Source organism: Cupriavidus pampae (genome assembly GCF_914271485.1).
Taxonomy (GTDB): domain Bacteria; phylum Pseudomonadota; class Gammaproteobacteria; order Burkholderiales; family Burkholderiaceae; genus Cupriavidus; species Cupriavidus pampae.
In genome coordinates, this window is record NZ_CAJZAG010000009.1 from 70,641 (window position 1) to 92,012 (window position 21,372).

A 21,372-nucleotide genomic window follows, 5' to 3' on the forward strand; every position below is an offset into this window, starting at 1 on the left:
CAGCGATTGACAGGAGTGTATTCATGACCGACGACGATCCAACTCAGAATTTTCCCTCCGGATACGAAGTTCCCGAGGTTTGGACCTGGGACGAAGACAACGGAGGAGCCGCCTTCGCAAAGATCAATCGCCCGATCGCCAGCGCCACCCATGACAAGGTGCTGCCCGTTGGGAAGCATCCTCTGCAGCTTTACTCGATGGGCACGCCGAACGGCGTGAAGGTTGCGATTCTGCTTGAAGAACTGCTGGCGCTGGGCCACAAGGACGCCGAGTACGACGCGTGGCTGATCGACATCTTCAAGGGCAATCAGTTCGGGTCGGGTTTTGTCGAGCTCAATCCGAACTCGAAGATTCCGGTCCTGTTGGATCGCTCGACGCCTGAGCCGACGCGTGTTTTCGAGAGCGGATCGATCCTGCTCTATCTGGCACGCAAGTTCGACGCCTTTCTGCCGAAGGACCATAAGGGCCATACCGAAGCCATGAACTGGCTGTTCTGGCAGGTCGGGGCAGCGCCGTTTATCGGCGGCGGTTTTGGGCATTTCTACGCCTACGCGCCCATGCGCATCAAATACGCGATCGATCGATTCGCCATGGAGGCCAAGCGCCAATTCGACGTCCTGAACCGGCATCTGGCTCACAACCAGTTTCTGGCAGGCAACGAGTATTCCATTGCCGATATGGCGGCATGGCCGTGGTATGGCGCGCTCATCGGCAACGATATCTATGGCGATGGCGGCAGATTCCTCGCGACCGGTGGCTACGAGCATGTGGTGCGATGGAGCGATGAGATCGCCGCGCGTCCGGCAGTCAAACGCGGCCGCATGGTCAATCGCACGACCGGTGACCCGTCGGAACAAGTCCGCGAACGTCACGATGCGTCCGATTTCGGCATCAGGAGCCAGAACCGGGCCTAGCCGGCGTCTTCCGCGAGACCCTTAAGCCGTCGATAGGCGCCTGGCCCGACGCCATAGACGCGCTTGAAACCGCGGTTGAACGCGGCGTCCGATTGATAGCCCACCGCCTCGCCGATCTCGGCGACGCTCATCTGCGTGCCCAGCAACCACCGGCTGGCCTGCGTCATGCGAATGTGGTTCAGCACATCGCCTGGCGTCGCGCCGGCGACCGCGCGGAACGTTCTCACGAAGGTGGCGCGGGACATGCTGCATCGCTCCGCGAGCGTTTCCAGCGTCCACGCTTCACCCGGTCCATCGAGCATCGCATGCAGGGCATGGTGCAGTCTGGTGTCCGCCGCCAATGCGAAGAGCCCCGAGACCGGTTGCGCCTGCTCGATCCACGCACGAAGCAGCAACAGGAAGAGGGCGGACGCCAGATGCGACACCAGCGCGCTGCTGCCGGGGCGAGCCTCGCTGGTCTCGTCTCGCAAAAGGGTGATCAGTGCCTGCAGGCCCTGAAACTCGGGCCTGCCGGCCGTGCGCACCAGCACGACCTCGGGCATCGCATCCACCAGCGTCTGCGAGCCCGCGATATCGAAATGAAACTGGCCGCACAGGATATCGGTGAGCTGCCCGTCGGCATCGTTCTCGAGCCGCGCGACCAGCGATTCCTTGTACATCGTGTGGGTGCGCGTGGTGCCGTCCGCATCCGGCGTGTACAGCCTGTGCGTGCGCCCATGCGGAAAGACCAGCATGTCGCCCGCTTGCAGTGCGATGGTGTCGTGACCGGCCACGTCGACCAGCGCCCCCCCCTCGACGACCAGATGATAGGGCGCAACCCGCGGCTGGCCGGCAGGATGGACCATTTGCCACGGCGCACGAAAGCGGCAGCGGGTGTCCAGCTCGGTCCTGACCGGGTGCAGGAGCAGGAGTTGGCTGAGCGTATCGTGCGCGTGCAAAGGGTCTCCTTATTCTGTTGTCTGTCGTGCGGCAGCGGGCGCCACAAGCGTGTGCTCGTGGCTGGCTTCGGCTTGCTGACGGGCAGCGTTCGCGTCGGCCGTGCGGACGTGCGGCGTTACCTTGCTGTGCACGGCAAGACTGAAGAGATCCGGGCGCGAATAGTGCCCAACCGTATCGCGGGTGCGCTTGGCGTTCGTCAGTGCCGCGAAATCCAGATCGGCAATCAGGATACCTTCTCCTTCGGTCAAAGGCGGCACGATATGCCGGCCATCCGGACCAATGATCGCCGTCATGCAGCCGCCCGTCAGCACCTTTTCCATGTCGGGAGTGGGTGCGATGCTTGCGCGTTGCTCGTCGGAAAGCCAGGCGGTGGCGTTCACGACAAAGCAACCGCTTTCCAGCGCATGGTTACGGAGCTGGATCTCGGTCTGTTCGCTAAACACCGGGCCGAACACCGAGCCGATAAAGGTGGAGATATGAATCTCCTCGTGCTGTGCGATCAGCGAGAAACGCGCGAGCGGATTGTAATGTTCCCAGCAGGTGAGTGCACCCAGGCGTCCGATGGTGCTGTCCACGGCCTTGATGCTCGTGCCGTCGCCTTCGCCCCATACCAGCCGTTCATGCGGCGCGGGCGAGATCTTGCGGTGCTTCAGGATCAGCGCGCCGTCGATATCGAATACCAACTGCGTGTTGTACACGGAGCCGTGGTCGCGCTCGGTGACGCCCACCGCCACGATGATGCGATGGCGGCGCGCGGCATCGCTGAGCGCCTCGGTGATCGGGCCGGGCACCTGCACGGCGTTCTCATACAGGCGGTTCTGCTCGGCGCCCATTCGCGCGGGCGCCAGCACTACCGAGAAGTATGGGTAGTACGGAATAAACGTTTCCGGGAAGACGACGAGCTGCGCGCCCCTCGAAGCTGCTTCGGCAATGGCGCCGAGGGCGCGTTCGAGCGTGCCGGTGGCGCTGGTCAGATCGGGGGCGTACTGGACGGCGGCAACGCGCACTACCTTGGATGTTGAAGCGGTTTGAGTCATGGCGGGGTGTGTTTCCTTCGGATCGTGGAGTCACGATTCTAGGAACGCCCGATGATTCGGGGAATGCTCGTCCGGTTCACTTTATTGATCTGGCGGCTCAACATCGACTCAATCTATTTTTTATCAAAATCGCATTGGCATATTATTTCAAACCCGAAAATTACATTAACCATAATGATGCCTATATCAATATTCGTCGCGTACTTATAGTCGGAGCCTGATCGAAAACAGGATTTCCGTAATGCAAGTTTCACCGACGCCTATCGACACGCAACGCTACGCCCGCTGCATCGCCAACTCCCGCCGCATCCGCTGGGACATCGACCAGGATGTGATTCGTCAACGCAGGTTCGATCTGGCTCACAAGTTCCTGCCGGAGGGGCTGTCACTTGCCGACGAACTGCCGTTCCTTTTGCCGGACGAGCAACGCTTTCTCAGCCAGATACAGGGCCGCACCTACGCCAATATTTTTCGTCTGGTCGAGCGCTTCGTCGGCGTCAAGATTCTAGATCTCTCGCGTGAACATGCGTTTGGAGATCAGGTCGCAATGGAGGCACTGGTGCGTTTCACCGACGAGGAGTTGAAGCATCAGGAGCTATTCCGCCGCGTCGAACTGCTCGCCGCGGAAGGCATGCCCGAGGGCTATCACTTCGAGCATGATGCCAACGAGGTGGCCGCCTTCGTATTGAGCAAGCGTACGTGGGCCGTCCTCGCGCTCACGTGCCATATCGAATTGGTCTCGCAGGCGCACTATCGCGCCAGCATCGGTACAGCGTCGGGCCTGTCGGATCTGTTCAAGGACATCTTCATGTTCCACTGGCGCGAGGAATCGCAACACGCGATTCTCGACGAGCTCGAATGGGAACGGGAGAACGTCAGGATTACCGACGCGGAGCGTGACGCTGCCGTCGATGACCTGATCGAACTGGTGGGTGCGGTCGACCAGATCCTGCAAAAGCAGGCCGACGCCGATGCCGCGTACTTCATGCGCGTGGTTCGCGGTGACATGCGCGAAGCCAGGCACGCCACCGAGGTGCAGGCGGTGGTGCTCAAGGCTTACCGCTGGACGTACATCGTGTCAGGCCTGCTGGAACCGCGGTTCGCCGGCTTGCTGAACGAGATGACCACCGAAGCGCAGCGCATCCGCGCCGACACGGCGTTGGCACCGTTGATGTACGCGACGCCGGCGTCCGGCGGACCCACGCCGGTCATGGCCGCGTAAGCACGATCGCGCGAGCGGTAGCGATCTCGCCGGTGTCAAGGCATACGACACCGGTGGCGAGCATCTTGTAGATGCGCCACATCGGGATGACATCCACCGCGCCATGGACTGACGCGGAAACAAGTTCGCAGTAGACGGGAGATTGGTTCAGGACGGAGCGGACGATGCGGAGATGAAAACCATTCTTGAGAAGACGAACGAGGCGTTGCTGCTGGCCTGACAATGACATGAAGACACAAAATCGACTATGAAGGGGCGCCACTTTTGCCCAGAGGTCTTTTTTGTGTGAAGCATGTCGTTGTTGCGACCTCGTACATACCGCCTGCGTGTGGGGTTTCGCGCGCAGCGGGGATGTGACCGACGCAAACATCACGACGTGATGTTCGTCGGTTGCGGTGTTTGCCACCGTGGTCAGGAATGCACGAGGTTCCTTGATACCCGGCACATCGTCCGGCTTGCGCAGCAGGCGGAGGAACGTGTCCTGAGCCAGATCGAGCGCTTCCTCACTGCAATCGAGCCGGCGGCGCAACCACTGGCAAAGCCAGTCATGGTTGTCCTCATAAAGCACTCGAATGGTGGTCGACATGGCCGTAAACCCAGGGGCGCGCTACTGAACGGCGAATGATATCGAGAATTGTTCTTATTTTCAACGTGCGCCATCAGGCGTCTGTGCGTTCTGAGCCACGGTTTACGGCCGTCCCAGCCACATTGTGGGTGCCGTCAAATGTCCATACGTTTGCGAATCAAAGTCCGATTCCTATGCTTCGATCCGCGAGCAGGCATCCGCTCGCAATACGTTCTTTAAAGGAGACAAGCGATGAAAGCATTTCAGCTTGGATTGATTGGTGCAGCCATCCTGGCGGCCATTCCATCTTTCGCGTCAGCACAGGGGGACGAGGAATCGAATTTCCGACGAGGGAATTCCACGCAGCTGGCAGCGATGGTCAAGGCGCGGCAATACCTGTTCGGCCCCGAGAACGTCGATGAGCGAACGGGCAAGGTTCGCGACGACAAGGTCATTTTCTCGTGGTTCAGTGTGGCGTCGTTCGCAGTTGCGGCGAAGGGGCGCGTGTTCCTGCTGGACTCTTATATCTATCGGCTTGCGGACAAGCGCGCGTACGTGCCAGTGACCGTGCAGGATCTGGTCGACGTGCGGCCCGAGTTCATCTTCCTCGGGCATGGGCATGGTGACCATGCCGACAACGCGGCGTATATCGCCAAGCTGACCGGTGCCACGATATACGGCGCGGCCGAGCATTGCGATGCCATGCGTGGAGATGCCGTACGGATCTTTGGTGCGGGCACCACCGTGAAATGCGAGTCCATCACGACCGCGGGTTCGGCACCGGGCGCGGAGGTGAAGACGCTGCGGCCGCTGGCGCCGGACCTGTGCATCACGGCGTTCAAGCATGTGCACTCCGCAACGGTGCCGGTCGATCCGTCGCTGCCACCGAATCCGATCAATGCCGTGCGAGATCCTCGAGTAGACACGCTGTTCCCGCCGAATCCGCCGCCGGCGCGCGATACGCGCACAAACGCCGGCGTGGGCGGGCCGATTCCGATCATGTATCAGTTCACCGTTGGCGGATCGGACTTCACGTTCACGTGGCACGACACCGCCGGCCCGCTGAAGGAGCAGGCGCCCGCGCTGCTGCAGTTCTTTACCACGCTGCCGAAGACGGACGTCGAACTTGGCGCGGGGGTCAGCATCGGGGAAGCGAACAACGGCGTGCGCGATATCACGATGTATGTGCAGGCGCTGCAGCCGAAGGTCTTCTTCATGACGCATACCGACAACTTCAATATCGGCGCGTCGATGTTCTATGTGCAGGCCATCCAGCGGCAGTTCGACATTTTCAACATCCCGGCCGCCGATCGCCCGGAAATCCGCGGGCTGCACGATCCGTACGACTATGTGCGGCCGGGCCTGATGACGTTCAATTACCGCGACGACTACTGGCGCGACTCACGCCGCGGCAATCGTCATAGCCGGTATTGCTCGGGTTGAGCCGGCACTAAGCGGAACATAAGCGGCAAACGGAAGGGAGGATGGCCGCGGTGATCCAGTCGAAGGATCACGCGGCCGTTCTAACATTACCCCCGGCGCATTACCCCAGGCACTGGTTGATGGCGGCGGAAGCAGAGCTATCGCTGCCGCGATAACCAATCCACGAGCCCGTGCCCTTGGCCGACTGACGAACGATTGCAGCCTCGCCATTCGGCGGTTGTTGGCCCGGCACGTACACGTCGAAGGCCTGATCGTTGGCCAGCATGTACTGCATCATGACCGTCTGTTGCTTGGCGTTAGCCCATTGCTGCGCGATGCATTGCGTAGCGGCCTTCGGTGGCAGCTTGCTCTCCGAGACGGCTCGCGTCGGCGGATTCGGAGGTGGCGTATAGGGCGACATGGCGCAGCCTGCGAGTGTCGCCACGGCGATAGCGAAGATGATTGGCGTCTTCATGTTATTTCCTCATATCGGATCGCGGGAGGCACCGACGATGCGGTGCGATGTGCACGGAGCGCGGTTGCTGATTCCGTCCCTGTACAAGAAATGAGTCTATGCATCACTACGCGCGTTGCCATCCTTTAATTCACTAACTTCTGCGTAAGTGTTTGTCTGAAATGCGACTTCTCGTCGGTGCGCGCAGCGCCAGGTGTCTCTGTGGTGTCCTTAAGTGGCCGATTTATCCTTCTTGGCGTATTCAAACTCGGGCAACGCCTTGACTGCCGCCTTGGTGGCGCCGGGCAGCACGATCTTGTTGCTCGACAGATCGAACTGATTGACCGGGATGGCCACGTCGTGGCGACCGACGCCGACGAAGCCGCCCGCGCCGATGATTGCAAAAGAGACCGCACGGTTCGGCGCGACGATCAGATCGACGACGTTGCCGACTTTGTCACCCGTTTCGTTATAGACGGGTTTTCCGAGAATCTGCTTCTTCACGCTTGCGCCTTGAATGACGATGCGCAGTTCTTCAACGGAAACGCCAAGCGAAGCCTGGCCCGCAACTTGGGCGTGGACCGGCGCGGCAAGCGCGATCGTGGCGCTGGCGAGGACAAGGGCGAGGGTACGGTTCATCGTGACTCCCATTGGATGGTTTGCGTAAGAGTTATGCCGTAGTAGCTTCCTCGACGCGGTCCTGTACGGAAAAGTCAGCCTGATCTGATTCGCCTGTCAGACGAACGCGGGCAAGCGGGCTCATTGGGTTCTGGCATCCAGCGCGGCGCGGCGGTCGCGCAATGAGCTTTCGTTGCGATGGAACGGGCTTTTCTCCGGCGCCGAGCCGTTTTTCCCGTTCGGCGCCTGGATGGCCTCCTCGGTCGGCTTGTTGACGATCAACGCAAAGGTGCTTGCCACCGTCATCCAGTCGTCGTCGAAATCGCCGTGACGGCGCGCCTCCGAGGTGGGGCCACTTGCCGCACCGTCACCGCCCGGGGCCACCACCAGTTGATTGCGGCCATTGGCCTTGAACAGCCGCAACAACGATTTGTCGAGATAGCGGTGCATGCCGAGGATCGGCTCGCCGTCGCGAAATCCCGGGATTCGCGCCTTGTCTTCGAACGCATTGGACACCAGGTAGAGCAGGGACTTGTTGTAGATTCGCGCGCAGTTGTCGTCCTGCTCGGCCTTGTCGCTGAGCACGAATAGATTGAAACGCCGAATCTGCTTGGTCTGAATCGGCTCCAGATAGTTTTGGTTGAACAGTTCGACGGTGCAGGCTGGCGCCCATAACGTGCACGAGTCGATCAGCAGGCCGTTCTCGAGCAACTGCTTGACCAGTCCGGCGTGCAGGATCGATCCGGCGCTATGGCCGACCAGATGAATCTCCAGACGTTTGCCCAGTGCCTGAGTCTGCTGGGATAGCGTTTTCAGATGTTTGACCACCATTCGCGCCGCGCCTTTGCTGTCCGAAGCGGCGAGGGCGTTTTCCTTCATCTCGCTCCATGACGAGCGGCCCGTCAGCAGCCTTGCCACGGGCTCCAGGGCGTCATCCAGCCGATCGAGCATAAAGTCCTTGGCGGCATCGAGCACGCCCTCTGGACGCCGGCGGCGCATCGCGTCCTGTAGGATATTCGTGATCGTGGTCCAGAAATCTGTGTGCCAGATAAAGGCCAGCGGGTAGACCTGCTGGGGGAGCAGTTTGGGGCGGTAGTCCGCCAGCCTCTGCACCGCGGAGGCTTCGTCGACGAGCCCGCCATGCGCGTACAGCAGAACGCGCACCACGGGCCAGTCGGTCGTCACGCGAGGAATGTCCACGTCGAAGATATGCTGCAAACCTTCGGGGGTTACGCCATAGTCGCCGCCCGGGCTGAGCACGCCATCGTTGCCGACACTGACGATATGCGGGCGTAGATCGGAGTAGGCATAGGCGATGGACTCGCCGGATGACGCCGCGTGGGCCACGGCGGTGGATTCGACCTCGCGCAACGTGACGGGCGCGCCCAGTCTCGCGACCCAGACATCCGTGCCGTTGCGCAGCCAGTCATCGTAGCTCAGGTGTGCAAAGCCGCGTAGGCCCCAGGTCGGCCCCCACGAGTTCTGCAGCCAGAAGCCTTCATCGTCGTACGCGACGATCGCAAAGGCATGCCCGCCGAGCGTCTGATCAGTCAACGCGATGCGCCCATCGGCGCCGATGCTGCGCCAGCCCTGATGCACGACGCAGGTCGCGTAGAGAATGCCGACTTCCGCGATGGCCGCATGCATCGCCACGAGGTCGCGATGATTGACGCGAAAGTAGGCGCCCAGCGGCCGGCGCCGCGCGTCGGACGTACGCTCCGTCGTCAGTCCGTTGCGGTCCTGCGGTTGAGCGGGGTAGAAGTCTTCCTTGCAGACACCGTGCTTGTGCCAGCCTTTCATGGCGCCGCGCGCGCTGGAGCCGGAATAGTCTTCGCCGGGCCATTCGTCGTAACGGCGTGCGAGGTCATAGAACATGCGTGGGCTGACCGGGGTGCAATCGGGGATCACGCGGCGCCGCCGCAGCAGGTAGTTGGCCACCGTGGCGAGCCCGTAGCCTGTGCATGCCCCTTCCTGGCCTTGATCGAGAATCGGGACCTGATAGTCGAGGTAGTCGCCCAACGGGATATGCGTGGGCACCTCGATCAGCGTCGGTTCGAACATGCGATCGCGAAAATCCATGGTGTCGGCGCGCGCGTCGAAGATGCGCTTCAGCGACAGCTTTTTCACCAGACTTGCCGGGGTGGGGAGCTTGTCTTCGGCCTTGATGACCTGCTCGGTGCCACGCGACAGCGCCGCGCGCGGCGCGGGTGTTTCGAGTGTTGCAGCGGCCCGCCGTGCGGCACCCGCGCGGCCCGCGGGGAACGCACTGGCAAGAACCTCCAGCGCTATCCGATGCAGGGCCTCGCGTTCCGCGAGCCCGTTGAGCCCACCGTTGATGCGCTTGGTGATCTTGGTGAAGTCGCCCGCATCGGCCAGTTCATTCAGGCCATTCCGCTGCCAGAACAGCCCCGCGACGCGACAGCCCACCTCGGGCGTAGCCACGCGATCCGGGTCGCCGACGAGGTCCAGCCCGAGCAATTCGCCATAACGCGTGTAATTGGCCCGACCGGTTAGCTGAATCGGCCCGCGCCCCCGAAACAGAAAGCCATCCCCGCGCTGCGTATTGCCAAGCTTCGTCGCCAGATCGCTCGGCGGCTCATAACGCTTCTGCGCAGCGGTCGGGCCCCAGATCTCTTCCATAAACTGGAGCTGCCCAGACTCATGCGCCAGCTGCGCGATAAACGCCGCGGCACGCGGCAGCGTGTTGATGGCGAACTCCACCATGGCGTCGTTCAACGGCTGCACACACTGCGCGAGCCTGGACCCCGACGCATTGCGCATGATCTGCCGCAGCATGTCTCTGGTCACGGTCATGGTGTTTATCCCCCAACGAATCTTTGGAGGATAGTGAAACGAGCGGCTTTGCCGTTTCATCCAGAAGTACTACAGGCGCCTCGAAAATGGCGCTGCCAACGCTTCGCGTAGTAAAAGATTTTGATCGTTGATATAAAGACGTGCGTTGCAGGGGTTTCCATCGATTGAGTTTTTCTCAAGCGGGCTTCACAATCCGCGCCATGGATCGACTGCCTCCGCTTAACGCTATTCGCGCTTTTGAGATCGTGGCGCGCCGGCTCAGTATTACTGTGGCGGCCACCGAACTGCATGTCACCGCAGGGGCGGTGAGTCGGCAAATTCGGACGCTGGAGGACTCGCTTGGGGTGCCACTGTTTGTGCGAGGGCATCGGGAGATCACGCTGACGCGGGAAGGGGAGGAGTATTTCCGCGCCGTGACGAGTTCGATGGATGGGCTGCGCAAGGCGACCAGTCGCTTGATGCAGCGTACGCGTCGAACGCAGCTCAAGGTGCGGGCGTACACGACCTTTGCGATGCGCTGGCTGATTCCGCGGCTGTCCAGTTTTCATGCGGCCAACAAGGGTATCGAGGTGCTGCTGACCGCTTCGCTCGATCCGGTCGACTTCCGGCGCGAAGACATCGATGGCGCGATTCGGCTTGGCGATGGCAAGTGGCAGGGCGCCAATGCCTATCGGCTGGTGTCGAACCTGCTGGTGCCCGTCTGTAGCCCGGCCGTGGCCAAGGGTGTGCGCGGTGTGGCCGATCTGCAGCGGCAGGTGTTGCTGCATTCGATCGCGCGGCCCGATGACTGGGCGTGCTGGCTGACCGCGGCAAAGGCCGACGAGCGGGTCGATTCGCGCAGTGGCATGACGTACCAGAGTTCCGCCATGGCGTATGCGGCCGCACTCGAGGGGCAGGGGTTCGCCATTGCCCAGCGCTTTCTGGTCGAGGATGACCTGGCCTCGGGCAAGCTTGTCACGCCGTTCCGCAAGGTCGTCGATATGGGCGACTTCACCTATTACCTGCTCACACCCGCCGATCGCGCGGAGAGCGCCAGCATGGCCACGTTTCGTAAATGGTTGCTGGCGCAGTTCGAGCAGGAGCCGGTCTAGCAGCGGATCGCATGGCGGCTGGCCATCGCGACAATCTCCTTTTCCTCGAATCCAAAGTCTCGCAGCACTGCCGCGGTATCCTGCCCGCAGGCCGGCGCCGGGCGATGCTGGCGATCGTTGACACTCGCACTGCAAACTGGAAACCCCGGCATGCGAATCGTCCCGAAGACCGGATGGGGCGCTTCCGCAATCATGCGATTCGCCGCCACCTGCGGGTGTGCCGCAACGTCGTGGTACGTGGCCACGCGAGCGCACAGAACGTCAGCGTCCTGCAACAGCGGCAACCACGCCGCCGTGGTGCGCGTAACGAAAACTGCCGTCAACGCCTCGACCATCGCGTCGCGATTCGCCACGCGCAGGGGCGATGTCGCAAAGCGCGGATTGTTGTGCAGTGCCGGCAAACCCAGCGTGTCGCACAGCTTGCGCCACCGGTCCGGCATATAGGCCGCCACCATGATCCAGCCATCCTGCGTGCGAAACGCCTGATTGGGCGCGGAGTAGGGTGCCGCACTGCCGGCCCGTACCGGCAGTTCGCCATCGGCGAGGTATCCCGTCAGTGCCGATTGCTGCAACGCCAGCGCCGCGTTCAACAGGTTCACATCGAGATGCCCGCCCTGGCCATCGCGTTGCCGTTGCGTCAGTTTGGCGAGGATGCCCATCACCGCCACGTAACCCGTCATCACATCGACGACCGGTGATTGCACCTTGCACGGTTCGAGCCCCTCGATGCCGATCAGGCTCATCAGCCCGGAATCGGCCTGCAGGATGCCATCCACGCCGGCGCGATCGGCGTAGGGGCCGGTCTGGCCATAGGCCGAGATCGAGCAGTAGACCAGTGCCGGATGATCGGTAGCCAGTTGCGCGTAGCCGAGCCCAAGCCGAGCCATCACGCCCGGACGCATGCTCTCCACCACGATGTCGGCGCCGGCGATCAGGCGCCGCGCCACGGCCACGCCTTCCGCCGACTTCAGATCCAGCGCCACCCCGGACTTGTTACGGTTAAACGCGTGGAACAGCGTGCTGTCGTCACCGAGCCATCCGGGCCCGAGCCCGCGCCCGAGTTCGCCATCGAGTGGCTCGACCTTGATCACGCGCGCGCCCATGTCCGCCATCAGCATGGTGGAGATCGGCCCGGCCGCGATCTGCGTGAAATCGATCACGGTGAGCCCTTCGAGTGCATTGCCTAACATGATGGGCTCCCGATCACAGCGCGACCTTGATGTTGTTCTCCGAGATCACGCGCTGCCAGCGCTGCAACTCCCCGCCGATATACGTCTTGAGTTCATCGGGCGACGAGCCCTTGACCTCGAACCCCTGATTGCGGAATTGCTCGGCCAGATCGGGCGCCTTCAACGCGGTGAGCAACGCGGCATTAAGCTTGTCCACCACCGCGCGTGGCGTCTTGGCGGGCGCCAGCATGCAGTACCACAGCTCGACGTCATAGCCCTTGAGTCCGGCCTCGGTAAAGGTGGGCAGCTCTGGCATCAGCGACGTCCGCTGCTGCCCCGCGATACCCAGCGCGCGCAGCTTGCCCGTCTTGACGTATTGCGCCGCGGACGCGTACGTGGCGAATGACACCTGCACCTGATTGCCCATCAGGTCGGCAATCGACGGACCGGTGCCCCGATACGGCACATGCAGCAGTTCGGTCTTGTTGAGCCGTGCAAACACCTCGCCGGCCAGATGCTGTGGCGTGCCCGGACCTGGGCTGCTGTAGCTCACCTTGCCCGGATTGGCACGCGTGTAGTCGATAAACTCCTTCAGCGTGCGATAGGGCTGCTCGGGGTTGGCCACCAACACCAGCGGCACGGAGCCGATCTTGCCCACCGGCTCGAAGTCGCGTTCGATATGGAAGGGCACCTTCATGCCGAGATATGGGTTCATGGTGATCTGGCTCGAGGCAATCACCACCGTGTACCCATCGGGCGCGGCATGCGCGACATAATCCGCGCCGAGATTGCCACCGGCACCGGGCTTGTTCTCGATGACGATGGGCTGGCCAAGCTGTTGGCTCATCTTCGGCGCGATCAGGCGCGCGAGGATGTCGTTACCGCCGCCGGGGGCAAACGGCACGACCAGCGTGATCGGCTTGGTGGGGAAGGTGGGCTGCGCCGAGACCAGCGTGCTGGCACAGGCCAGCGTTGCGATGGTGCAGGTGGTCATTGCGCGCATCAGGCGTGGCAGTGCGTTCATGGTTGTCTCCGTTTATTGGTTTGTGGTCGGGCTGATTGAACCGCTATCGCCCCGTAAAGCTTGGCGCGCGCTTCTCCGCGAATGCCTGTCGTCCTTCGATACGATCCGCCGTGTCGTGCAGCGCGCCCCAGTAGAGCTCGGTCATCTCCTGCGCATCGGCATCGCTGAAGTGTGCGGTCTGGCGCGCGAGCTTCCTCACCGCCTGCACCGCCAGCGGCGCGTTGCCGGCCACCTTGTGCGCGAGCGTCATCGCGCGCTCGATCAATCGATCCGGCGCGGTCGTCTCTGAGATCAATCCGATGCGCGCGGCTTCCGCGGCATCGATGCGTTCGCCGGTCAGCACCATCTGCATGGCATACGCGGACGGCACGGCCTTGAGCAGCCGATGCAGGCCAGACACGCCAGGAATCGAACCGACGCGCACCTCGGGCAAGCCGAACGTGGCCTCGGTGGAAGCGATGCGCATATCGCACTGCAACGCTATCTCCAGCCCGGCACCCAGACAATGCCCGTTGACCGCGGCAATCACCGGCTTCCAGCATTGCAGATTGCCGAGATCCATCAGACGCAGGTAGAGCCCGATCTCGGCGGCGGGGGCGGGCGCATGGAACAGTGCCTCGGCATAGGACGCCGTGGAGGTCTGCGCACCCTTGAGATCCGCCCCCGCGCAGAACGCTCGCATGCCGCTGCCGGTCAGCACCGCCACACGCAGATCGGGCCGGTCCCGCACCTCGCACAGGATCTCGCGCAAGGTGTTCAGCGTCGCCACATTGAGCGCGTTGAGCGCTTCAGGACGGTCGATCGTCAGCAGCGCGACGGGTCCATCGATTTGAAGTTGTACGGTCATGGTCGCCCCTACACACTTGGCGACGACAGGCTGCGCCCGCCGCAGACATAGAGCGTTTGCCCGGTCACGTACGACGCTTCGGTACTGGCAAAGAAGCTCACCGCATTGGCGATATCCTCGGCGGTACCGATGCGCTGTACCGGTACCGACTTCTGCAGGCGCGCCTGCACGTCCGGCGCGAACTCGCGGAACAGCGGCGTATCGACGATTCCCGGCGCGATGGCATTGACGGTGATGCCCTTGCTCGCGAACTCGATCGCCAGCGAACGCGTAAGGCTGACCACGCCACCCTTGGCCGACGAGTAGTTGGCCTGCCCGAACCCGCCCAGCCACGCACGCGACGAGATATTGACGATGCGGCCGTAGCCACGCTCGACCATGCCCGGCAACGCGGCGCGGCAGCACAGGAACGGCGCGCGCAGGTTGGTATCGACCACCACGTCCCAATCCTCGTCACGCATTTTGAGGAAGCGCATATCGCGCACCACGCCGGCGTTGTTGACCAGGCAGTCGATGCGGCCCAGCGTGGCCTCGATATGCGCGAACGCGGCATTGACCGCGGTGGAGTCGGTCAGGTCGACCGTGACGCCCATCGCGTGCCGATCCGCGTGGATCAGCCCGGCAACGGCATCGGACAGTGCGGTGGCATCGCGGTCCAGCAGCGCCACGGCCATGCCTTGCGCCGCGAGACGCGTGGCGATACCGAGCCCGATACCGCGTGCCGCGCCGGTGATCACCGCAACCTGGCGGGGGATGGATTCGCTCGTCATTTCACACTCCCAGAATATGCACCGACGAGGCTGCGTGATCCACGCCCGCGATGCCGCCGCCCGTGCATTGCGTGAGTCCGATCCGCGCATCTGCAACCTGCCGGCTGCCGGCGCGGTCCTGCAGGTGCCACATCACCTCGACCATCTGCGCGATGCCGGTGGCGCCCAGCGGATGCCCCTTGGCAAGCAGCCCGCCGCTCGGATTCACGGGCACGCGCCCGCCCAGCCGCGTGGCGCCGGAGCGCAGCAGCGGCACGGCCTCGCCAGGCGCGGCCAGTTGCAGCGCTTCGTAATAGAGCAGCTCGGCAATCGTGAACGCGTCGTGCAGTTCCACCACATTGATATCGCGCGGACTCACGCCAGCCTGTTCGTAGGCCTGCCGCGCGGCACGTGCGGTGATCTCCGCATCGAGGATGTCATCGTCAGCCGCTTCGCGCATGCCCGACACCACGACCGACGACAGCACCTTGACCGCCTTGCGTTGGGTAGGGCGCCTGGTGGTCATGACCACGGCCGCCGCGCCATCAACCTGCGAAGGGCAGCATTGCAACAGCGTCAGCGGATCCGCGATCATGCGCGACGCCAGCACCTCCTCGACGGTGGTCTCGCTGCGTTGCTGCGCATATTCGTTCAGCGAACCGTGATGGCGGTTCTTCACCGCCACCGTGGCCAGATCTTCGCGGCTCGCGTCGCGCTCGTGCAGAAAGCGCGTGCCCCGCATGGCGTAGACCGCTGGCAGCACCATGCCGGCCGTGGCATAGAGGTCGGTCTTGACGTCGTTGCGCTGCATCGGAATCGTGCCGCCGCCGAGCGCGGTGAGCTGCTCGATGCCGAACACCAGCACCGTGGAATACTCTCCGGCCAGCAGCGCATGGCGCGCCAGATGCACGCCGGTCGCGCCGCTGGCACACGCGTTCTCGACGTTGTAGACCGGGATGCCGCGCAGCCCGAGATCGCGCACGATCAGTTGGCCGAGGATCATCCCACCCAGTACGTTGGCGCAATACACGGCCTCGATGTCCTTGAGTTCGACGCCCGCGTCATCGATCGCCTTCAGAATGGCCGATTGCGCCAGTTCGGGGGCCAGCACACCGGGGTGGCGGCCAAACGGCGTCATCGCGCCGCCGGAAATGTAGATGTCTCGCATGATGGTTGTCGCGCCTCAGGCCTTGATTGCGTGAAATACGTAGCCGTAGGTATCGTCGGCCCGCGCTACATACCGGTCGCCGATGGCGGGGCGATCCTGGCCTTGCAGACGACCGAAGATGCGCACCGGACCGTCGAAGTCGACATAGCCCAGCGCATACGGCGGCTGGCCGGTCTTCGGGGCGGGATGGATGACCGTGAAGCTGTAGACGATGCCAACGCCGGACACCGGCACGGTGGCGTGCCGGGCGGCCAGCGGCGAGTGCCCGGGCACGGTGGGGAACACGTACTCGCCAGTGGCGCAATCACGCGACGCCAGCAGGGCGGGGGGATCGTCCGGACTCCAGAGGTTGGGATGAGCGACTGACATGAGCGTCTCCTTTATCGGTCTTGGTAGAGGGCAGCGTGGCTGCGTGGGTTGACTCGATATTGGTGGCCGCAAGGCCTGGCGACAAACGAGATTTCCGCCGGCTTCGCTTGCATTTTTCTCAAGCGAAGGGCGTGCTGACACCTGTCGATCCCCGCTGAAACTCGCATTGACATATGTTGTGGCTCGCATATATATTGGCTTCACGTATTTACCAATAGTTAAATAACGTGACGCCACGGATGCGTCCCGGCTGCTTCTGCCGAAGCGGTCAGAAACATAACGACGAAGGAGACTGCATGACCGAATCGACATTCGAGGGCGGGCGGCGCAGGTTGCTCAAGGCGCTGGCCGCAGGGGGCGTGGTCGGGTTGGGCGAGGCCGCACTGCCATCGCTGGTGCGTGCGCAAGGCACCGACAATATCCGCGTGGGCTTCCCGGTGCCGTTGACCGGCGCGTTTGCCGCCGAGGCACAGGCGGTGGTGCGTGGCGCGGAAGTCGCGATCAAGGAATTCAACGACGCGGGCGGGCTAGGTGGCCGCAAGGCCGAGCTGCTGGTCCGCGACGACAAGCTCAATCCGCAGGAAGCCGCCACGCGCACGATTGAACTGATCGACAAGGACCGCGCCCACTTTATCGTGGGTTCCGTCTCCGCGGCGGTGCAGCTGTCGGTCAACAACGTGACGCGCCAGCGCAAGGTGATCTACAACTCGATCAGCCAGTCCGATGCGATCAACGAGGTCAAGGACTGGAGCCGCTATACGTTCCACGAATGCCTGAACCCCCATATGACGGCCGGCGCGGTCGCGCGTTACACCGTGCCAAAGCTCGGCAAGCGCGTGGTGTTCCTCACCGCCGACTATGCCTATGGCCATGAAATGGTGCGCGGCTTCCAGACCGCGGGCAAGCCGCTAGGATTGGAAGTACTGGCCGATATCCGCCATCCGCTCGGCACCACCGATTTCTCGAGCTACTTCCCGCGCATCCTCGCGCTCAAGCCAGATTTGCTGGTGGTCTGCAACTTCGGCCGCGACCAGCAGATCGCGTTCCGCCAGGCCAACGACTTCGGCGTGAAGAAGCAGATGCGCATGGCGGCACCGCTGCTGATGCACAACGGACGCCTCGTCGATGGTCATAAATCGTACGAAGGCGTGATCGGCGCGACCGGCTATTACTGGGGCCTTGAATCGAACCTGCCGTCGGCCAGGCGCTTCAACGACGTCTTCAAGGCGCAGCACAAGGGCATGTACCCGACCGACTATGCCGGGCTCGGCTACGTCGGCGTGCGCAATGTGCTGGCGGCGGCCAAGGCAGCGGGCACCACCGATACCGAGAAGGTAGTCGACGCGCTGCGCGCGCTGAAGGGCGACTACTACAAGGGGCAGGAGTACTACCGCGCCTGCGACCATCAGGCCGTGCAATCGGTGCTGATCATCGAGTCGAAAGACAAGTCGGCGGCCAGCAACGATCAGGACATCTTCAAGGTGCTGCAGGTGGACAACCTCGACGAGAGCCGTCTGCGCACCTGCTCGGAGCTCGGTCTCCAGGCCTGAGCGTTCATCACGGGCGCGCTAGGGAGTGTCCATGGAAGTGTCTTTCAATCTCATCGCGCAGCAGCTCGTCACCGGCCTTGCGCTGGGCTCGATCTACGTGCTGATTGGCGTGGGCCTGTCGCTGGTGTTCGGCCTGCTGACCGTGGTGAACTTCGCGCACGGCGCGTTCTTTATGGTCGGCGCCTATATCGGCGTGCTGGTCTACGCCAGGACCGGGAATTTCTGGCTGTGCATGCTCGTGGTGCCGATCGCGTCCGCGGCACTCGGCATGCTGGCCGAGCGCTTCCTGATCCGGCCGCTGTATGGCCGTGGCATCGACTACCCGCTGCTGCTGACGTTCGGCCTGGCTTACGTGCTGATGGACCTCGTGCGGATGGGCTTCGGCGTGCAGGGCGAGCAGATGGAAACCCCGGAGCTGCTACAGGGCGCCGTCGATATCGGTATCGGCATGTTCCCGCTCTACCGGCTGTTCCTGATCGGCGTGACGGCGTTCGTGCTGCTTGCGCTCTGGCTGCTGCTCGAGAAAACGCGGTTCGGACTGATCGTCCGCGCCGGCGCGCGCGATCCGCTGGTTCTGCGCACACTCGGCATCAATATGTCGACGATCTGGCTGACGATCTTCGGTGCCGGCACCGCCATCGCGGGGTTGGCCGGTCTATTGGCGGCGCCGATGCGTGGCGTCTCGCCGGAGATGGGCGTGCCGGTACTCGTGGAAGCGTTCGTGATTACCGTGGTAGGCGGCATGGGCTCGCTTGGCGGCGCTGTGGTTGCCGGTCTGCTGGTTGGCGTGGTGGTCAGCTTCACTACGCTGTTTCAACCCGAGTTCGCCGATTTCTCGATGTTTGCGCTGATGGCGATCATGCTGATCGTCAGGCCGAACGGCCTGTTCGGCCGAAAAGGATTGATGGCCTGAAATGGACAAGATCACTTCGCGCTTCATAAATCGGGCGGATGGACGAGCAGGTGCGGTGCCGGCGGATTCGGCACGCGCGTCGCTCATGCAGGCGGTGGCCCGCGCCCCGGTACTGGCTACCGTGGCGGTGCTGGCCGTGCTACCGCTTATCTTTCCGTTCTACTCGCTCGCGACCAATATCATCATCTTTGGGCTGTTCGCGGCCGGCTACAACCTTACGTTCGGCTACACCGGCAAGCTCTCGTTCGGGCACGCCGCGTTCTTCGGCAGCGGCTCTTACGGATGCGGCATCCTGATCGCACAGTACGGCCTCGCCTGGCCGCTCGCGCTGGTGTTCGGCATCGTGCTGGCCGGTGTCTTCGCGCTGGCCATGGGCCTGCTCGCCAGCCGCACGCGCGGCATCTACTTCGCGATGGTCACGCTGGCGCTGGCCCAGTGCGTCTACTACCTGTTCTTTCATGCGTCCTCGCTGACCGGCGGCGACAACGGCCTGCGCGGCGTCAACGTGGAATCGATTCCGCTGGGCTTTACCACGCTCAATCTGCTGGATCCGCTGGTCAAGTACTACTTCACGCTGGTGTTCGTGGCGGCCGCGCTCGCGGTGCTGGCGCGTCTGCTGCAATCGCCGTTCGGCGCGGTACTGGAAGCGCTGCGCGAGAACGAGCATCGCGCGCGTGCCTGCGGCATCGACGTGGAGCGGGTGCGGGTACTGTCGCTGGTGATCTCGGGCATGATCTGCGGCCTCGCCGGCGCGCTGAACGCCATCAATCTCTCCACGGTCTCGATCGACAGCCTGTCGTATCACACCTCGGGGCAGGTCATGATGATCACGCTGCTCGGTGGCATGGGCACGTTCTTCGGGCCGTTTGTCGGCTCGGGCGTGTTCCTCGGCATCGAGCACATCGTCACCAGTTTCACCGAACGCTGGCAGCTGATCGTCGGCCTGGTCTTCATCGTGCTGGTGCTGTTCTTCCCGAAGGGCATCTGGGGCACGGTTCTGGGATGGATCCGCAAATGAGCGCCACGCCAATCCTGCGCACGCGCGGCATTACCAAGCGCTTCGGCAGTTTCACCGCGAACCAGGACATCTCGGTCAGCCTGGAGACCGGCAAGCTGACCGCGATCATCGGCCCCAATGGGGCAGGGAAGTCGACGTTCTTCAATATGATCTCGGGCGGCATCGCGCCCACCGAGGGCGAGATCATGTTCGATGGCAAAAGCCTGATCGGCCTGCGCACGCACGAGTTCGCCAAGGCCGGCATTTCCAAGTCGTTCCAGATCACCAATCTGTTCCCCGCGCTGTCGGTGCTGGAGAACGTGCGCGTGGCGGTGCAGTGCCTGCACCGCACGTTCGATCTGTGGACGCCACGCCATCGTCACGCGGAGTGGAGCGAGAAGGCCGAGGAATTGCTGGAACTGGTCGGCCTGCAGGACAAACGTCATGTACCTGCCGATAGCCTCGCGCATGGCGAGCAGCGCAGCCTCGAGATCGCCGTGGCACTGGCTGGCGATCCGCGTCTGTTGCTGCTCGATGAACCCACCGCCGGCATGAGTCCGGAAGAGACGCGCGCGGTCATGGACCTGATATTGAAGCTGCTCGAATCGCGCACGATCGGGCTGGTCGAGCACAAGATGAAACTCGTCATGGGCGTCAGCGACAGCATCATCGTGCTGCACCAGGGCAGCCTGCTCGTGCAGGGCAAGCCGGACGACATTCGTGCCAACGAGGACGTCAAGCGCGTTTATCTGGGCAAGGGGAACCACTGATGACCACGCAGCCGATTCTCGACGTCACCGGACTGCATGCCTGGTACGGCCGCAGCCATATCCTGCAGGGCGTGGACTTTCATGTGATGCCCGGTGAAGTGGTGGCCCTGATCGGCCGCAATGGCGCCGGCAAGACCACGTCCATGCGCAGCATCATGGGATTGATGCCGCGCACCGCGGGTTCGGTGCGCTTTCAAGGCAACGAGATCCTCCAGGAACCCCCCCACACGCGCTTCCATCATGGTCTTGCCTACGTGTTCGAGGAGCGGCGCATCGTGCCGGGTCTTACCGTCATGGAAAACATCCAGCTGGGCGTGCTGGCGGCGCGCGGCAATCGCGCCGTGCACGCGCAGGATGCGGTCGAGGAAATCGCTGAAACCTTCCCGCGACTGAAGGAGCGCCTGAAGCAGGAGGCCGCGACCATGTCGGGCGGCGAACAGCAGATGCTCGCGATCGCGCGCGCCATGGCCGCCCGGCCGACCATGATCATGCTGGACGAGCCGAGCGAGGGGATCATGCCCAAGCTCGTGGACGAGATGTTCGAGTACTTCGATGCGCTCAAGCGCAAGGGCGTGACGATCCTGCTGGTGGAGCAGAGCGTCGAGCATGCGCTGCAGATTGCGGATCGCGCCTACATCATGGATCAAGGCGAGATCGCGCATACCTCGTCGGCGCGTGCCTTGCTCGACGATGCGGCGATGCAGGAGCGTTACTGTTCGGTGTAAGCCTATTCGGTGTAA

The 21,372-nt window shown here is 63.0% G+C and carries 21 protein-coding genes; 9 read left to right on the forward strand and 12 right to left on the reverse strand.

All coding sequences use genetic code 11. The features are described from left to right. Positions 1-23: 23 nt before the first annotated feature. Positions 24-914 carry a glutathione-dependent disulfide-bond oxidoreductase gene (gene yghU / locus LDO41_RS22490; protein WP_223992228.1) on the forward strand — a complete coding sequence of 297 codons (891 nt, stop codon included), beginning with the start codon at positions 24-26 and terminating at the stop codon, positions 912-914. Here yghU and LDO41_RS22495 read toward each other — a convergent pair. Then, positions 911-1,852: an AraC family transcriptional regulator gene (locus LDO41_RS22495; protein WP_223992230.1), complete on the reverse strand. Its 942-nt coding sequence runs from the start codon at positions 1,850-1,852 to the stop codon at positions 911-913. The genes yghU and LDO41_RS22495 overlap by 4 nt on opposite strands. A gap of 9 nt (positions 1,853-1,861) precedes the next feature. Further along, positions 1,862-2,890, reverse strand: a complete 1,029-nt coding sequence (locus LDO41_RS22500; RefSeq protein WP_223992232.1) for a nitrilase-related carbon-nitrogen hydrolase — start codon at positions 2,888-2,890, stop codon at positions 1,862-1,864. 241 nt (positions 2,891-3,131) lie between these two features. Between LDO41_RS22500 and LDO41_RS22505 the strand changes: the two genes are divergently transcribed. Next, positions 3,132-4,112 (forward strand): hypothetical protein, encoded by a 981-nt coding sequence (locus LDO41_RS22505; RefSeq protein WP_223992233.1) that lies wholly within the window; start codon positions 3,132-3,134, stop codon positions 4,110-4,112. Here the strand turns inward: LDO41_RS22505 and LDO41_RS22510 are convergent. After that, on the reverse strand, positions 4,099-4,698 hold the full coding sequence (locus LDO41_RS22510) for a sigma factor (protein ID WP_223992234.1): 600 nt from the start codon (positions 4,696-4,698) through the stop codon (positions 4,099-4,101). The two genes, LDO41_RS22505 and LDO41_RS22510, sit on opposite strands and share 14 nt — an antisense overlap. A gap of 231 nt (positions 4,699-4,929) precedes the next feature. Between LDO41_RS22510 and LDO41_RS22515 the strand changes: the two genes are divergently transcribed. After that, entirely contained in the window at positions 4,930-6,120 is a 1,191-nt protein-coding gene (locus LDO41_RS22515; RefSeq protein ID WP_223992235.1) for a hypothetical protein, read from the forward strand. Positions 6,121-6,220: 100 nt separating this feature from the next. Here the strand turns inward: LDO41_RS22515 and LDO41_RS22520 are convergent, their stop codons facing one another. From LDO41_RS22520 to LDO41_RS22530, 3 genes are all read right to left on the reverse strand, one after another. Continuing rightward, positions 6,221-6,574 carry a hypothetical protein gene (locus LDO41_RS22520; protein WP_223992236.1) on the reverse strand — a complete coding sequence of 118 codons (354 nt, stop codon included), beginning with the start codon at positions 6,572-6,574 and terminating at the stop codon, positions 6,221-6,223. A gap of 210 nt (positions 6,575-6,784) precedes the next feature. Further along, complete coding sequence (locus tag LDO41_RS22525; protein WP_223992237.1) at positions 6,785-7,192, reverse strand: PRC-barrel domain-containing protein; 408 nt, start codon at positions 7,190-7,192, stop codon at positions 6,785-6,787. A gap of 120 nt (positions 7,193-7,312) precedes the next feature. Then, positions 7,313-9,985: a glycoside hydrolase family 19 protein gene (locus LDO41_RS22530; protein WP_223992238.1), complete on the reverse strand. Its 2,673-nt coding sequence runs from the start codon at positions 9,983-9,985 to the stop codon at positions 7,313-7,315. Positions 9,986-10,185: 200 nt separating this feature from the next. On the opposite strand from LDO41_RS22530, the gene gcvA reads away from it, so the two are divergent. Beyond that, positions 10,186-11,076, forward strand: a complete 891-nt coding sequence (gene gcvA, locus LDO41_RS22535) for a transcriptional regulator GcvA (RefSeq protein WP_223992240.1) — start codon at positions 10,186-10,188, stop codon at positions 11,074-11,076. On the opposite strand, the gene LDO41_RS22540 is transcribed toward gcvA, so the two are convergent. Genes LDO41_RS22540 through LDO41_RS22565 form a run of 6 tightly spaced genes read right to left on the reverse strand, consistent with a single transcriptional unit; the run spans position 11,073 to position 16,402 of the window. Next, positions 11,073-12,266, reverse strand: a complete 1,194-nt coding sequence (locus LDO41_RS22540) for a CaiB/BaiF CoA transferase family protein (protein WP_223992242.1) — start codon at positions 12,264-12,266, stop codon at positions 11,073-11,075. The genes gcvA and LDO41_RS22540 overlap by 4 nt on opposite strands. A 13-nt stretch (positions 12,267-12,279) precedes the next feature. Next, positions 12,280-13,269 carry a tripartite tricarboxylate transporter substrate binding protein gene (locus LDO41_RS22545; protein WP_223992243.1) on the reverse strand — a complete coding sequence of 330 codons (990 nt, stop codon included), beginning with the start codon at positions 13,267-13,269 and terminating at the stop codon, positions 12,280-12,282. Positions 13,270-13,312: 43 nt separating this feature from the next. Beyond that, on the reverse strand, positions 13,313-14,116 hold the full coding sequence (locus LDO41_RS22550; protein ID WP_223992245.1) for an enoyl-CoA hydratase/isomerase family protein: 804 nt from the start codon (positions 14,114-14,116) through the stop codon (positions 13,313-13,315). An 8-nt stretch (positions 14,117-14,124) separates the two neighbouring features. Then, a complete protein-coding gene (locus LDO41_RS22555; RefSeq protein ID WP_223992252.1) occupies positions 14,125-14,886 on the reverse strand; it encodes an SDR family NAD(P)-dependent oxidoreductase in 762 nt (253 codons plus the stop codon). A 1-nt stretch (position 14,887) separates the two neighbouring features. Continuing rightward, positions 14,888-16,033, reverse strand: a complete 1,146-nt coding sequence (locus LDO41_RS22560) for a thiolase family protein (protein ID WP_223992254.1) — start codon at positions 16,031-16,033, stop codon at positions 14,888-14,890. A 15-nt stretch (positions 16,034-16,048) separates the two neighbouring features. Next, positions 16,049-16,402, reverse strand: a complete 354-nt coding sequence (locus LDO41_RS22565; RefSeq protein ID WP_223992255.1) for a Zn-ribbon domain-containing OB-fold protein — start codon at positions 16,400-16,402, stop codon at positions 16,049-16,051. A gap of 296 nt (positions 16,403-16,698) precedes the next feature. Here LDO41_RS22565 and LDO41_RS22570 point away from each other — a divergent pair, with 296 nt between their 5' ends. The 5 genes from LDO41_RS22570 to LDO41_RS22590 are packed head-to-tail and all read left to right on the forward strand — an operon-like array spanning position 16,699 to position 21,357. Further along, positions 16,699-17,952, forward strand: a complete 1,254-nt coding sequence (locus LDO41_RS22570; RefSeq protein WP_223992257.1) for an ABC transporter substrate-binding protein — start codon at positions 16,699-16,701, stop codon at positions 17,950-17,952. A 31-nt stretch (positions 17,953-17,983) separates the two neighbouring features. Beyond that, positions 17,984-18,865 (forward strand): branched-chain amino acid ABC transporter permease, encoded by an 882-nt coding sequence (locus tag LDO41_RS22575; protein ID WP_223992259.1) that lies wholly within the window; start codon positions 17,984-17,986, stop codon positions 18,863-18,865. Between the two features lies 1 nt (position 18,866). Further along, positions 18,867-19,883 carry a branched-chain amino acid ABC transporter permease gene (locus LDO41_RS22580; RefSeq protein WP_223992261.1) on the forward strand — a complete coding sequence of 339 codons (1,017 nt, stop codon included), beginning with the start codon at positions 18,867-18,869 and terminating at the stop codon, positions 19,881-19,883. After that, entirely contained in the window at positions 19,880-20,632 is a 753-nt protein-coding gene (locus LDO41_RS22585; protein ID WP_223992263.1) for an ABC transporter ATP-binding protein, read from the forward strand. The genes LDO41_RS22580 and LDO41_RS22585 overlap by 4 nt, the downstream gene beginning before the upstream one ends. Then, on the forward strand, positions 20,632-21,357 hold the full coding sequence (locus LDO41_RS22590; protein ID WP_223992265.1) for an ABC transporter ATP-binding protein: 726 nt from the start codon (positions 20,632-20,634) through the stop codon (positions 21,355-21,357). The genes LDO41_RS22585 and LDO41_RS22590 overlap by 1 nt, the downstream gene beginning before the upstream one ends. The last annotated feature ends 15 nt before the right edge of the window (positions 21,358-21,372 follow it).

Bases quoted from the DNA above. Each gene is read 5' to 3' on its own strand.
- yghU (WP_223992228.1), top strand. From the start codon at position 24: ATGACCGACGACGATCCAACTCAGAATTTTCCCTCCGGATACGAAGTT.
- LDO41_RS22500 (WP_223992232.1), bottom strand. From the start codon at position 2,890: ATGACTCAAACCGCTTCAACATCCAAGGTAGTGCGCGTTGCCGCCGTC.
- LDO41_RS22505 (WP_223992233.1), top strand. From the start codon at position 3,132: ATGCAAGTTTCACCGACGCCTATCGACACGCAACGCTACGCCCGCTGC.
- LDO41_RS22510 (WP_223992234.1), bottom strand. From the start codon at position 4,698: ATGTCGACCACCATTCGAGTGCTTTATGAGGACAACCATGACTGGCTT.
- LDO41_RS22515 (WP_223992235.1), top strand. From the start codon at position 4,930: ATGAAAGCATTTCAGCTTGGATTGATTGGTGCAGCCATCCTGGCGGCC.
- LDO41_RS22520 (WP_223992236.1), bottom strand. From the start codon at position 6,574: ATGAAGACGCCAATCATCTTCGCTATCGCCGTGGCGACACTCGCAGGC.
- LDO41_RS22525 (WP_223992237.1), bottom strand. From the start codon at position 7,192: ATGAACCGTACCCTCGCCCTTGTCCTCGCCAGCGCCACGATCGCGCTT.
- LDO41_RS22530 (WP_223992238.1), bottom strand. From the start codon at position 9,985: ATGACCGTGACCAGAGACATGCTGCGGCAGATCATGCGCAATGCGTCG.
- gcvA (WP_223992240.1), top strand. From the start codon at position 10,186: ATGGATCGACTGCCTCCGCTTAACGCTATTCGCGCTTTTGAGATCGTG.
- LDO41_RS22540 (WP_223992242.1), bottom strand. From the start codon at position 12,266: ATGTTAGGCAATGCACTCGAAGGGCTCACCGTGATCGATTTCACGCAG.
- LDO41_RS22545 (WP_223992243.1), bottom strand. From the start codon at position 13,269: ATGAACGCACTGCCACGCCTGATGCGCGCAATGACCACCTGCACCATC.
- LDO41_RS22550 (WP_223992245.1), bottom strand. From the start codon at position 14,116: ATGACCGTACAACTTCAAATCGATGGACCCGTCGCGCTGCTGACGATC.
- LDO41_RS22555 (WP_223992252.1), bottom strand. From the start codon at position 14,886: ATGACGAGCGAATCCATCCCCCGCCAGGTTGCGGTGATCACCGGCGCG.
- LDO41_RS22560 (WP_223992254.1), bottom strand. From the start codon at position 16,033: ATGCGAGACATCTACATTTCCGGCGGCGCGATGACGCCGTTTGGCCGC.
- LDO41_RS22565 (WP_223992255.1), bottom strand. From the start codon at position 16,402: ATGTCAGTCGCTCATCCCAACCTCTGGAGTCCGGACGATCCCCCCGCC.
- LDO41_RS22570 (WP_223992257.1), top strand. From the start codon at position 16,699: ATGACCGAATCGACATTCGAGGGCGGGCGGCGCAGGTTGCTCAAGGCG.
- LDO41_RS22575 (WP_223992259.1), top strand. From the start codon at position 17,984: ATGGAAGTGTCTTTCAATCTCATCGCGCAGCAGCTCGTCACCGGCCTT.
- LDO41_RS22580 (WP_223992261.1), top strand. From the start codon at position 18,867: ATGGACAAGATCACTTCGCGCTTCATAAATCGGGCGGATGGACGAGCA.
- LDO41_RS22585 (WP_223992263.1), top strand. From the start codon at position 19,880: ATGAGCGCCACGCCAATCCTGCGCACGCGCGGCATTACCAAGCGCTTC.
- LDO41_RS22590 (WP_223992265.1), top strand. From the start codon at position 20,632: ATGACCACGCAGCCGATTCTCGACGTCACCGGACTGCATGCCTGGTAC.